8 protein-coding genes are annotated in these 12,784 nt (G+C 69.5%); 4 read left to right on the plus strand and 4 right to left on the minus strand.

Translation table 11 applies throughout. The annotated features are described in order from the left end of the window. Positions 1–38 precede the first annotated feature (38 nt). Together ACZ56E_RS01860 and ACZ56E_RS01865 are read right to left on the minus strand one after the other, a co-directional pair. On the minus strand, positions 39–3,638 hold the full coding sequence (locus ACZ56E_RS01860; protein WP_471209800.1) for an ATP-binding protein: 3,600 nt from the start codon (positions 3,636–3,638) through the stop codon (positions 39–41). A 39-nt stretch (positions 3,639–3,677) separates the two neighbouring features. Then, positions 3,678–3,980: a trypco2 family protein gene (locus tag ACZ56E_RS01865; RefSeq protein ID WP_471209803.1), complete on the minus strand. Its 303-nt coding sequence runs from the start codon at positions 3,978–3,980 to the stop codon at positions 3,678–3,680. Positions 3,981–4,192: 212 nt separating this feature from the next. Between ACZ56E_RS01865 and ACZ56E_RS01870 the strand changes: the two genes are divergently transcribed. Then, positions 4,193–6,382 (plus strand): hypothetical protein, encoded by a 2,190-nt coding sequence (locus tag ACZ56E_RS01870; protein WP_471209806.1) that lies wholly within the window; start codon positions 4,193–4,195, stop codon positions 6,380–6,382. 87 nt (positions 6,383–6,469) lie between these two features. On the opposite strand, the gene ACZ56E_RS01875 is transcribed toward ACZ56E_RS01870, so the two are convergent. Beyond that, the gene (locus tag ACZ56E_RS01875) at positions 6,470–7,276 is read right to left on the minus strand and encodes an SDR family NAD(P)-dependent oxidoreductase (protein WP_471209808.1); all 807 of its coding nucleotides are present in this window, start codon (positions 7,274–7,276) and stop codon (positions 6,470–6,472) included. A gap of 385 nt (positions 7,277–7,661) precedes the next feature. Here ACZ56E_RS01875 and ACZ56E_RS01880 point away from each other — a divergent pair, with 385 nt between their 5' ends. The 3 genes from ACZ56E_RS01880 (at position 7,662) to ACZ56E_RS01890 (ending at position 11,494) form a co-directional block, all read left to right on the plus strand. Continuing rightward, positions 7,662–8,510 carry a hypothetical protein gene (locus ACZ56E_RS01880; protein WP_471209810.1) on the plus strand — a complete coding sequence of 283 codons (849 nt, stop codon included), beginning with the start codon at positions 7,662–7,664 and terminating at the stop codon, positions 8,508–8,510. Between the two features lie 284 nt (positions 8,511–8,794). Further along, on the plus strand, positions 8,795–10,069 hold the full coding sequence (locus ACZ56E_RS01885; RefSeq protein WP_471209811.1) for an MFS transporter: 1,275 nt from the start codon (positions 8,795–8,797) through the stop codon (positions 10,067–10,069). A 111-nt stretch (positions 10,070–10,180) separates the two neighbouring features. Next, positions 10,181–11,494 carry a cation:proton antiporter gene (locus ACZ56E_RS01890; protein ID WP_471209814.1) on the plus strand — a complete coding sequence of 438 codons (1,314 nt, stop codon included), beginning with the start codon at positions 10,181–10,183 and terminating at the stop codon, positions 11,492–11,494. 46 nt (positions 11,495–11,540) lie between these two features. Here ACZ56E_RS01890 and ACZ56E_RS01895 read toward each other — a convergent pair whose 3' ends face one another. Next, positions 11,541–12,773 carry a cytochrome P450 family protein gene (locus tag ACZ56E_RS01895; RefSeq protein ID WP_471209817.1) on the minus strand — a complete coding sequence of 411 codons (1,233 nt, stop codon included), beginning with the start codon at positions 12,771–12,773 and terminating at the stop codon, positions 11,541–11,543. Positions 12,774–12,784: the final 11 nt, after the last annotated feature.

Consider the following 12,784-nt stretch of genomic DNA (forward strand, 5'->3'; position numbering starts at 1 on the left):
GGACCTGCGACGCACCTTGACCCCAGTCAAGGTGCGCGCTACTGGTCACAAGTCGGCAGCGTGGACGGAGCGCCTGCCGATGCTAGCCAGGCGGATTCGGCCTCTGCGTACGGCAGGTCTTCGTACCGGGACAACCAGCTGGCTGCCAGGCGCATCACGTGGCCTCTCTGGCTCGGCGAGAGTGCCGGGAGAGAGAGCAGATCCTCGATGACCAGACGTACCTTCGGCCCCGTGTCGTGCTCTTCGAGCCAGCTCAGGGCGCTGTCGACGGCGCGGGACCGTCGGCTCTCGTCGAGGGCCGGGTGGCGCAGGACACCGGAGAGCACGGAGCGGGACTTCATCGACCGGTCGGTGCTCAGACGGTCCAGAGCGATGTCGATGCCGGTGCGTGCCTGCTCGACGGACAGGTCGAGGCGTGTGAGGAATGAGGCGAGCACCGGGCGCTGGACCTTGCCGCCATGGCAGGCGAGCCACCGCAGGCTGACGTCCGCAAGGGATCGTGCCTGATCGCGCGTCAGCCCGTCGCGCTGGCTGAGCATGGCGGCCATGAGCACGTGATCATCTGGACGTGCGAGGAGCGCGGCGCAGCCGAGACGGATGGCACGCTGTAGCTGTGCGGACGGCAGGCCCGGCACGCGCAGGAGAGCGCCTAGAACGGAACCGAACGCCTCGTGCTCCGGGTGGCTGTCGAGCCACGTGAAGGCGAGCGTGACGGCGGCCCGAGCCTGGTCCTGGGTGAGTTCCTCGCAGTGGATGAGCAGGCGAAGGAGTATGGCCGGCTCAGACTGGGCGTCAGGTTGCGACCTCAGGTGTTCGAGGAGAAGGGCGGCGGCGTCCGCCCCGCTGCCGGCGGACAGCAACGTGCCCACGACGCGGGAGCCTGTTGGGTGGTCGGCAGGGCCCTCAGACGCCCACCAGCGGGCGATGGCGATCACCCTGGGACGCAGCTCCGGCGGGCACCCGTGCGTGGACAGGAGTCTTTGCACGACCCGGCCAGTGCTCGGGTACACCTGTCCCTTCTCCAGCCAGTCCAGTGCGCTTCGGATCAATGTCGCGCGGTCCGGGTCCGGGAGGTCGTCGTCTTCGAGTAGAGCACACACTTCCGGACCGATGTTCAAGCCCGGGCGCAGATCAGAACGCAGCCACACGAGGCCCTGGTCTACGAGCTTCCGGCGGGCCAGCGGGTCGATGTCCGCACGCTGCAGGAATGCACGGATCACGGGTGCGACTCCGAGGGATCGGTAGGGAGTGAGCCACGCCAGTACGCCCGCGACCACTCTCTCCAGTCGATCCCTGGCGTGGTCCATGCCGAGCAGGCGTTTCAACAGCGCGGGCGTACGACGCCAGTCGGGCCGGGAAGACACCCAAGCGAGGGTGGAGTCGACCACCAGGTCCTCGGTCCTCGGCGGCAGGTCGGGGCGCTCGATCAGCGCGAGCAGAAGATGCTCCGTGTCGGTCTGTCCGCCCCAGCGATCGAGCCATCCGACGGAAGCCTCGACAAGGAACGTCGGAGCGGGATCCGTGCCCCTCAGGGCGGCGGTAAGGAACGGCTGCGCCGTGTGGTCGGCCTCGGCGCGGGAGAGCCAGGGAGCAACCAGCGTGTTCCACACAGAGCGGTCGAACCCTTGCCAGGGCCGGCTGGTCACCATCGTCAGCAGCGCCTGACCGCCGTCGTCACCGGCGTCCGTCAAGAGGTGGCCGAGCGGATCCACCCGGGCCGTGAGCCATTCCCCGCAAAAGCGTTCCAGGGCAGCGATCCGATGGGCGGGGCCATGCGCTGCCATGTCGACGGCCAGCCGTCGGAGATGGCCGGTGAATACGGAGAATGTACGTGCATGCTGCGTGAACGCGTCAAAGAGTGCACCGGCAGCGGCTGCGTCGATGCTCCATCCAGGAGAGGGCATCAGTGACTGCAATAGGAGTTCGTCAGTGACGATGTCGTGCACCACGACCAGCTGACCGTCAACCTCATCGAGCCACCCAAGAGAGATCAGCGTGTCGACGACGCGCCGCCCTCCGAACGGAACGTTCAGCCCACCAGCCACCCTGAGGAATGTGTCGATGGCCTGTTCGATGACCATCCGGGACTGCGGGCTCGCCGCGACCGCCACGGTGAAGGCCAGCTGCTCGATGGCAGGTGTGGTGATACCCAAGGGGGAGGGGCTGAGCGTGGGGCTCGTGGCGAGCGCGTCCCGGCGCATGCCCTCGCGCAGCCAGTCCAGCAGCTCGCCGGGCCGGACCGATGCCGCCGCCCCCGGTGTGGGCCGGGCCAGCCCCTGCTCCTCGATCGCCCGCGCGATCAACAGCGCGATCACCGGACGCCGCCCGCAGATCTGGGACAGCGCCTCGTTTCCCCATCGGCGCACGGTTTCAGGTGCCGCGTGGCGGACCACCTGGTCGATGATCGCGGACTGGTGTGGCCAGTCCTCGCGTACATAGATCTCGTCGAGCACTCGGCTGCTGCCACGGAGCTGGACCGTGTGCAGGGATCCGGGCCGCACAGAGGCCAGGCACGTCACGGTCACGCCACGTCGCTTGGCCTCCGGGATCAGCACTTCGGCGAGGGCGCGCAGGTCGACCTGTGAGCAGACGTCTAGGTAGTCCAGTACCAGCAGCACCCGCCGGCGGGCGCACGAGAAGATGGATGCGGCCACGTCGTCGACCGTTACGGCGCTGTCGGGCTGGACGTGCAAGACTTGCCAGCCCGCGCGGTCCGCCCGGTGCGCGACCTCGAAGCACGTCCGCGTCTTGCCCGAACCGGCTGGTCCCACCAGCAGCGCCCCTCGTGAACGGCCGGCGCTCAGCCGGGCGAACAGGTGGTCCGGATGCGACGCGTGATCCATCCCAGGATGGATGAAGGGCAGGTGCTCCTCGTCGAGAAAACTGCGTCGTCCGAGCAGGCGCCGCACGACCTCGGCATGCGTGTGTACGCGACCGCGCGCGGCTGGGTCGAAAGGCGTCGGTACGACGTCCTCCGGCGGCATCGGCTCCACCCCGTGCTCGGCCAGCAGGCGTACGAATTCAGGGTCTTGGGACACCTGGGAGAGGTCGGTCGCCGTGAGGCTCGCCGCGCCGGATGGAACGTGGTGGCTCGTGCACACGCCGACGAGAACGCCGTCTTGCGTGATGACCCCTGCCCCGGACACCCCCCGCCAGGGAGATCCGCTTGCCGCCACCGGCGCAGGGCTGCTGAGGGACAGCTCCATCTCGTGGCTCCCCAGGAAGGAGCCCAGAAGGATCTCCCCGGTCAACTGACGGGTTTCAGGCACTTCCTGACGCGACGCATGGCCGGGGAACCCGATCGCGATGAACGGGACCGCCTCCACGGTTCGGGGCAGGACGCCCCACCGGGCGGGAGGGATGACGGGCCCGCCCCCTCCGAGAACCAGGAGGGCCAGGTCCACCTCGTCGATCCGGTGCCGCAGCACCGCGGTGACCTGAAGCCTCTGTGTGGACTGCCCTGGAAGTCTCACCTCATAGCTGTCACCGGGCTGGGTGAAGCCGTGGCCGGCGCAGATGGCCAGTCGCGAGGCGAGCATGAATCCGGAAGCAGCGAATCGAGGGACGCCGTCGGATCCGCGGCGCACCACCATGGCCACACGATCCAAGGGCTGCTGCGCGGCGATCAGATCAGCCACAGCCGGCACCACTCTTGGAGGACCGACTCATCCACGAGGTCAGTCCTCCAGAACGGCTCCACGCCCTGAATCTGTCAGGACGGAGCCGCCGTTAGCCGTCTCGGCCGAGAGTTCCAAAGACAGGGTGTGTGTGGTGGAGACGCCCCCGGCCGCCTTGCCGCCGGCCGACAACACCCAGAACTTGACCCCGCCCTGGGCCTCTGCCGATGCTGTCACCGCGACCTGTACGTCTAGCTTGACGGACTGCACTCGAAGCCGGACCGGTTGATCCTCGGCGTCTGCCATCGCCTGCGCCAACTCACCACGTAGTGCCTTGATTGTCTCCGCCAGGCCGATCTCCACCAGTGTCCCCCTCTTCCGAACCGCTCCCGGCCGCCCTCGTGCCCACACGTCGATGGTGGTGAAGACGGCCTACGTGATCGCCCATCGATGGTAGAGGGTCGGCCCTGAAGGCGTTGAAGGCGGCGTTGCGGCGCCGCCACTCTCGCCGACAGGCAAGTGCACTTGTATCACTGCTCGGCTCTAAGCTCGCGAGGCAAGAGGAGGGGGAGTTCGTGCGCGATCGCATGCTGGCAGCCGATGTACCGCTCGGGCCGTTCGAGGGCACCAAGATCACCGTCTATTCGGCCAAGGGCAAGAACGCCAGATTGCATGTCCGGAGGGAATGCGGCCGGCTCCGTACGACCGACGTGGTGACGACCGAGCTCCCGTTGATCGCGGACGTGGTGGACAGATTCTGCTCGGGTTGCGCGGACTGGGGCCCAAAGGCCCGGCCGACATCCGGGCTGGGCATCCTCATGGGAGCGCTCGGCGGAGCGGGACTGTTTCACCAACTGCAGGCTTATGTCGAGCCGGACGAGGACGTGTACTGGACTCAGGACGAGGTGAGGGCCGCAGCCGAGCTCCTCCACTCCGAACGGCATACGGAGGTTGATGAGGACGACGAGGACGACGACGGGCGGTGGGAAGCGCGTAGGGACGCCGGCGAGCTGCAGGAGCAGGTCTTGTCCCGCTGGCGTCATGCCGCGGGGAGCCTTCACCGAGCGCTGGCCGCCATCGCCCACTTCCCCTGGCTGACGGACTGGGCCCGGCCTCACCTTTTGGCGAAGGAGGGCTACCTTGAGAGTCTCTGGGCGCAGGCGGCCTTCTTCGTGGAGCCGGCCGGCCTCGTCGTAGCCGCTGCGGCAGCGGAACTGGGAACGCCTGCGTTGCCCGCCGACGATCCTGCCTTCGCGGTGCTCGGCAACCGCAGTCAGGTTTCCACCGCTCTGGGCGCGCTGTGGCGCAGGTGGCAGTGCGCGGCCGAAGGCGGCTGGGAAGGGCCGGCCTCCCGGGAGTTCAGGCGTTATGACCTGGTGGAGGGCATCAGGTCCAACAAGAAGGGGCACGCGGAAGCTCTGGAAGGAGCCGGCCGCCTCATCCAGACGTGGGAGGACGAGGCCCGCGCCGCTGCCGCGGCGACGGATTCGACACCGAGAGTGTGGGTCACGGCACGCTTGCCGGAGGACAGGGAGGAGCCTTCGCGCGGGGATGCACGTGATGTCCTGGACGGCCTGGATCGGTGGACCCTCGGGGTGGTGGTGGCCTGGACCGTGACCGCCGACTGGAGTCGACGCACCTTGACGCTGAAGCTCCCCACCCTCGTCGCCGACAGACTCCTCGCACCATCGAGCGCCCTCGTCTGCGAGGCCGGAGCGGAAGCGGGGCCGGTGGAGGCCGTCCCCGAAGCGCATCCTGGCTCCGTGCGGCCCGGGGTCTTCGACGACACCGCTGTCTTCGATCGCCAGCCCGTTACCGTTGCTCATTTGCGGGCGCTGCGAAACTACTCATACGCCGCCGACCAGCTCTACATCGTCTTTTCGACGAGCGGAGGAGCCGAGGTTCTGCCCCTCCAGGCCATCGAGAAGCGCGTTGAGCAGGGCTGGCTGGGCGTCATCGTCGCCGGTGCGTCGGATCTTCCCGAAAAGCTGCTCAGCCCGTGGATCAAGGAAGTCGCCCCTACGCCGGAAGCCGACGAGGGCCCTCACATGGGCCACGACAGCTCAGGACAGGATGACGGCTTCGGAGCTGACCTGGGTCTCGAGGCCGGGGCTCAGGCAGCTCTCCGGTGGGCGCACGGGGAGCGGGCGAAGGAACACAGTCTGCGGCTGCTCGCCATGGCACGCGGCGTTCCCGACTTGCGCAGCCTCGACACCGGTCGCTCCGGCACGTTGTCGATCGCGGTCTGGGAGGGCCTGCTCACGCCGGGCCCCCTAGACCTGACGCCGTTCCGTCCGCCCAGCACCGACCGTTGGCGCGGCGGCAGCGGCCTACCACTGGGCGTTCTGGGACCGGTGCAGATCTACGCCACGAACGCGTATCCCGCGTTCGAAGGCAAGGGACATTCGCCCTTCTGCCGCCACACACGGGACAGAGGTCTCGCGCACAGCGACGACCTCCTCTGCGTCTCCGACCTGCTGGCCCGTGACGACTGGGACTGGTGCAGCAAGTGCGGCGGCTACTCTGCACGCCGGCTGACCGACACCCAACTCTCCTACTACCGCGCTGCCCACCAACTCCACGACATCGCCGGCCAACTCGACGACGAGCGCACCTACCGCCCTCCTATCGAACCGGAAGCCCTGCGCGAGCAGTTGGAAGAGCTCGCGGGCTGGGAACCCGGCGGCCACGAGAACGTCAACTGGGACGGGCAGTGGCGTTGGCGTGAGGTCGTCGGCGACCTTCGCCGCCGGGTCGAGGGCTAGGTGGCCCTACCTGGGGGACCAGCGCCCATGGATTGAGGCGGCGGGCCCTCCTCCTGCGGGCGTGTGTGGACTTGCCGCTGATTCCTTTCAGGCCGGGTGGCCGACCAGCAGGTCGGCGAGTTTGTTGAGGCGTTTGACCGTGCGGTCTTCGGTCGCGGCGGGGGCCGGTGCGACGTGCTGGTCGCGGTCGTAGTAGGCGCCGTTGACGATCTCGACCGCCGGGTCGCAGAGCCGGACGACATGGGTCGCGCCCTCGGCGGGGGAGACGCCTTCGTGGGCGTACAGCGGCAGGAGGGTCGTGTCGCAGATGCCGGGGTGGACGGAGACCGCTGTGACGCGCGGGTCGGCGGCGAAGACGGTGAGGGCGAGCTGGGACTGGGCGTAGGCGGCGAGCCGGGAGTAGCGGCGGGTGCGGTGGGGGTCGTTCCACTGGATGGAGCCGGTGCGGTGGAGGGCGGAGGAGACGTTGACGACCCGGCCGCCGGGGGCGCTGGTGAGGGCCGGTTCGAGGCGGTGGGTGAGGAGGTAGTGGGCGAGGAAGTTGACCTGGAAGACGATCTCGTTGCCGTCGGCGGTGACGGTGTGCCGCTCCGGGGCCGCCATGCCGGCGTTGTTGACCAGCACGTCCAGGTGCGGGTGGGCCGCCGTGACCCGTGCGGCCAGTCGCTTGACCTCCTCCAGGCGGGCGAAGTCCGCCCCGTACGCGTACAGCCGCTCAGCCGGCATTCCGGACAGGTCGACGAGCCGGGCGACGGCGGCGTGCGCCTCCTCGGCGGTGCGCCCGTGCATCAGGACGGTGGCGCCTTGTTCGGCGAGGAGTCGGGCGGTCTGGTGACCGATGCCGGAGGTGGCGCCGGTGACGAGAACGGTGCGTCCGGACAGGGAAGAAGGCATGGTTCGTCCAGGGGTAGGTTGGGTGGTACGCGAAAGGGGCGCCGGACCGGTACGGTCACGGCGCCCCGCGACAGCGGTGCGGCGGGCTGGCGTCAGCGTGGAGCGGCGGACGCGCCCGGGCAGCGGGGCATGCGACACGGCGAGGCCTGATGAGGCGGCCGGTCGAGCAGGAGCCACGCGCTGTTCATGCCTCCCATCGAATCCCGTGTCCCAGGCCCGGGCAAGGTCGGCGGGCCTTCTCTGACGCAGCTTTGACGGATCTTCATCTCAGCCCCGAGCCCGCATACAACCAGGTGCGGAATACCCCCGGGGGGTATATGGTTCTGATCGTCGTCCTGAACGGACGACGCCAGAGAGCGCAGCACATCCAGGGAGACGAGACGTCATGCAGAAGCACTCCGGCCACGAGCAGGCCAACCACGGTGACCACGGCGTCCATGGCGGCCATGGCGCAGCCCAGCCCGGCGGGCTGTCTGTCTCCGAGAGCGGCTACACCCTCGAGCTCGACTCGACGATCCTCTCGGCCGGCATCCAGCCGGTCAGCTTCCGTGTGATCGGCCCCGACGTGCGGCCGGTCACCGAGTTCGAGGCCGAGCATGAGAAGGAGCTGCACTTCATCGCCGTCCGGCGCGACACGGCCGGGTTCCAGCACGTGCACCCCGTGATGGACGAGAAGGGCACCTGGAGCGTCGAACTGGCCCTGGAGCCGGGGGACTGGCGGTTCTTCGCCGACATCCACCCGGCCGGCCACCACGGGACCATGACGTTGGGGATCGACGTCGCGGTCGCCGGGCCGTACGAGCCGCAGTCGCTGCCCGAGGCCACCGGGATCGCGCAACTCGGCGCCTACACCGTCGCGCTCGACGGTGAACTCCTGCCCGGCAGGGCGAGCCAACTGACGCTCACCGTCAGCGGGAACGGCCGCCCCGTCACTGACCTCCAGCCCTACCTGGCCGCGTACGGGCACCTGGTGGCCCTGCGGGTCGGCGACCTGGGCTACCTCCACGTCCACCCGGAGGGCGAACCCGGTGACGGCACCACCGCGCCGGGGCCCGACATCACCTTCATGGCGGTCGCACCCACAGCCGGCACCTACCGGCTGTACCTGGACTTCCAGCACGAAGGCGTCGTGCGGACGGCCGAGTTCACCGTACGGACCACCGAAGCCAGCCCTCACTCGGACGCCACGCCCGAGCACGCGAGCCACCACCACGGACATCACGCCCACCACTGACCCGCCCCACCGGAGGCAGCGTCATGACCCGTCCGACCAGACTGACCCGGCTCACACCCGACCTCCAGCTCAGCCATGGGGCGAGCGAAACTCGACCGCGGGATCAGCGGACCTATCTCGAAAGCCGTCCAGGCCGTCCAGGCCGTCCAGGGATGCCGGTTGTGCCTCGACGTACATGTCAGTGCGGCACCGATGCGTAGCGAAGGTACCCCCGCCTGTCAGTGCGGGGCGCGGCCGCCGGTCCGGGGCCGGGCCCCGCCGCATGGACACGGAAGGAATCCGCCATGCGACTGTTCGCCATCCGCGACTACCGTCACCTGTTCGGCGCCCAGGTCATCGCCCTGTTCGGTACCGGGATGACCACAGTGGCCCTCGGGCTGCTCGCCTACGACCTCGCGGGACCGCGCGCCGGCATGGTCCTCGGCACCGCCCTCACCATCAAGATGGTCATGTACGTGGTCATAGCCCCGCTGGCTGCCGCGTACGTCGACCGGCTCCCCAGGAGGACTCTCCTGGTCCTCCTCGACGTGGTCCGCGGCGCCGTCGTCCTCGCGCTGCCACTGGTCACCGAGGTCTGGCACATCTACGTCCTGATCGGCCTGCTCCAGGCCGGCTCCGCGGCGTTCACCCCGACCTTCCAGGCCGTCATCCCCGACATCGTCACCGACGAATCCGACTACACCCGTGCGCTCTCCGCCTCCCAGGTCGCCTCCACCATGGAGAGCCTGCTCAGCCCCGTGCTCGCGGCCGTCGCCCTCACCTTCATGAGCTTCGACCGGCTGTTCCTCGGCACCTCCGCCGGATTCCTCGTCTCGGCCCTGCTCGTCCTGTCGGCACACATCCCCGAGGCGCGCCCCAGCACCCACACCAAGGCATGGGACAAGGCGACAGCGGGGATCAGAACCTTCCTCAGGACGCCGCGGCTGCGCGGCATCATGGCGCTCAACCTCGTGGTCGCGGCGGCCGGGTCGATCGTCGTCGTCAACACCGTCAACTACGTACGCGACGACCTCGGCGGCTCGCAGTCGCACGTCGCCTGGATGCTCGCCGCCTCCGGCACCGGCACCCTCCTGGCCGCCCTCGTCCTGCCCCGCGTCCTCGACCGGATCTCCGCCCGCACCGTCATGACGACCGGCGCCGGAGTCCTCGTCGGCGGCACGAGCGCCGCGGTGACGCTCATCGCGGCCGGTCTCGCCACCTGGACCGGTACGGCGATCGTCTGGACCGTGATCGGCATCGGCATGGCACTGGTCATCACCCCGACCGGCAAGGTCCTGCGTGCCTCCGTCGGACGGAACGCGATCCCCGAGGCGTTCGCCGCCCAGTTCTCCCTGTCGCACCTGGCCTGGCTGATCACCTACCCCGTCGCGGGATGGCTCGGCACGAGCGCCGGCCTCACCCTTGCCTGGTCCGTCCTCGCCGTCCTCGCCGGAGCGGGCACGGCCAGTGCTCTTCTCCTGTGGCCGCGCCACGATGGACGAGGCACCATGGCCGGCCTCGTGGCAACCACCCGCCACGCGGCACGGACGGACCGGTCCGCCCTGTCCGAGGCCGCGTGAAACACCGCGTAAGGCGCCCTCACCAGGGCACATGGAACGGTGAGCCGTGTGGTGCGGTGCAGCCCGTGTGAGGTATGGGTTGTGGGTCAGGGAAAGGACAGGCACAGCACAGTGACGCTTGCCGACGGCGTGTTCGTGTGGCTGGGAGCGGGAGCGCTGCTCGCGGCGGTGCTCCCCCGGGTGGTGGCCGGACGGCCGCTGTCGCTGCCCGTGGTGTTCCTGGTGGGCGGTATCGCCGTCTATTTGCTGCCGCTGCCCTTGCCTGCGGTCGACCCCATGCAGCACCGGCTGCTCACCGAGCACGTCACCGAAGTCTGCGTCATCATCGCCCTGATGGGCGCAGGGCTTGCCCTGAACAGGCCCGTCGGCCCACGGCTGTGGTCATCGACCTGGCGACTGCTCGGCATCACGATGTTCTTGACCGTCGCCGTCACCGCACTGGCGGCATGGTGGCTGCTGGACTGGCCGCCCGCCGCCGCCCTGCTGCTCGCGGCCGTCCTCGCACCCACAGACCCCGTGCTCGCCTCGGAGGTACGGGTCGGTGAGCCCACCAGGGACGAGCACGACGAGGACGAGGTGCGCTTCGCCCTCACCAGCGAGGCGGGGCTCAACGACGGCCTCGCCTTCCCCCTCACCTACGCGGCCATCGCGCTCGCCGCCGCCGCGGGAGCCGGCTGGTCGGCCGACTGGGTCGGCGCGTGGGCGGTGGAGGACGTCGTCTTCAAGTGCGTCGTCGGCGTACTGAGCGGACTGCTGATCGGGCGGCTGCTGGGCTGGCTGTTCTTCCGGACCCGTGCGACCGCGCTGCGCCTGTCCGAGTACAAGGAAGGGTTCGTGGCGCTCGCCGCCACCTTCCTGTCGTACGGAGTGACCGAACTCGCCGGCGGTTACGGCTTCCTGGCGGTCTTCACCACCGCGTGCACCGTCCGGGCGGCCGAGCGCGCGCACGGCTTCCACAACGTACTGCACGACTTCGTCGAGCAGGTCGAGCGCCTGCTCACCGCCGTCCTGCTGTTCCTCCTCGGCGCCTTCATCGCGCTGGGCGGCCTGGCACCGCTGACCTGGCAGGGCGCCGTCACCGGGCTGTTGCTCCTGCTGGTGATCAGGCCGCTCGCCGGCTGGGCGGGGCTGCTGGGCGGCCGGGTGCGAGGCCGGGAGCGGTGGGTGGTCGCCGCCTACGGCATCCGCGGCATCGGATCGCTGTACTACCTCGCCTACGCACTGGGTCAGCAGAGTTTCCCGGTGCCGGAAAGGGAGTTGTGGGCGGTGGTGACCTTCACCGTGCTGGTCTCGGTCGTACTGCACGGCCTCACCGCCGGGCCGGTGGTGTCCCGGCTGGACCGGCGCAGGACCACCACTCGGCCCTCGCGGAAGGGGGAGCCGGCGACGGACCACGCGGTGGACGGCACCGGGGGCGGCTCGTAGCGGGGTGCCGAGGCCGACCCGCTGCGCGACGCCGGCTCCCTCCTCGTCAGGACTGCGCGGGACGGAGGCGTACCGGCAAGGTCTGGTGGCCGTTGCTGAGCAGGGAGCCGAGCGGCTTCAACTCGGCAGCAGGCACGGCGAGTTCGAGCCCCGGGAAGCGGTCGAAGAGCAGGCGCAGGGCCGTGATGACCTCGAGGCGGGCGAGCGGGGCGCCGAGGCAGAAGTGGACGCCGTGGCCGAAGGCGAGGTGCTCCTTGACCGTGCGGGTGATGTCGAAGTCGTCCGCGCTCTCGCCGTGCCAGTCGGGGTGGCGGTTGGCGGCCGCGTAGGAGGCGAGGATCGCCTCGCCCTGGGCGATGGTCTGGCCGTCGGGCAGCGCGACGTCGGTCACCGCGTACCGCAGGGGAAGGTGCCTGACGGCCGGTTCGAGGCGCAGGGTCTCCTCGACGGCCTCGCTCCAGTCGACCTGGCCCGACCGGAGCAGCGCGAGCTGTTCGGGGTGGGTGAGCAGCTGGGTGATCGCCTGGTCGATGACGTTGACCGTGGTCTCGTACCCGGCGCTGATCATCAGCAGCAGCGTGTCGCGCAGTTCGTCCTCCGACATGCCGCCCTCCTCGTCCTCGTCGCGCGAGGTGATCAGCAGGGAGGTCATGTCGTCGCCGGGCTCGCTGCGTTTTGCGGCGATGAGCAGGTGGAGGGCTTCGTAGAGCGCCTTGGTATTGGCCTCGGACTGCTCGGCGGTCAGGGTGGTGTCGAAGACGCCGTCGACGACCCGGCGGAAGGAGTCCTGCTGTCCTTCCGGTACGCCCATGAGCCGGCTGATGACCGCGATGGGCAGCGGATACGCGAGGTGTTCGCGCAGGTCGACGGTCTCGCCGGGCGGGAGCGCGGCCAGCCGGTCGAGGATGCCGGTGACGAGCGTGTCTATGTTCTCCTGCAGCGCGGTGATGCGGCGGTGGCTGAAGGCGGGGGCGACCATGCGCCGCAGACGCCGGTGGTCGGCCCCGTACGCGGTGAACATGTTCTCCACCGCGACCCACAGCGCCAGCGGCCACCGCTGGACCGTGTCGTTGAAGTCCGGCCAGTGGGCGCGGGCGTCCTTGGAGACGTTCGGACTGGTCAGCAGCTCCTTGAGGAGCGCCGGGTCGGTGACGGACCAGGCGGTCACGCCCAGGATGTCGACACGGACGGCCTGGCCGTGCGCCCGCAACCGGTGGTGCTCGTCGTGTGCGCGGGCTCCGGTGGGGTCGAGGATGATCGGCTGCGTGGGCACGGCCATGGTGGTGGTCC

The organism is Streptomyces sp. NPDC039480, assembly GCF_055597165.1.

What these genes read in the sequence shown, in the direction of transcription:
- ACZ56E_RS01875 (WP_471209808.1), bottom strand. Translation starts at nt 7,276, where the DNA reads ATGCCTTCTTCCCTGTCCGGACGCACCGTTCTCGTCACCGGCGCCACC.
- ACZ56E_RS01880 (WP_471209810.1), top strand. Translation starts at nt 7,662, where the DNA reads ATGCAGAAGCACTCCGGCCACGAGCAGGCCAACCACGGTGACCACGGC.
- ACZ56E_RS01885 (WP_471209811.1), top strand. Translation starts at nt 8,795, where the DNA reads ATGCGACTGTTCGCCATCCGCGACTACCGTCACCTGTTCGGCGCCCAG.
- ACZ56E_RS01895 (WP_471209817.1), bottom strand. Translation starts at nt 12,773, where the DNA reads ATGGCCGTGCCCACGCAGCCGATCATCCTCGACCCCACCGGAGCCCGC.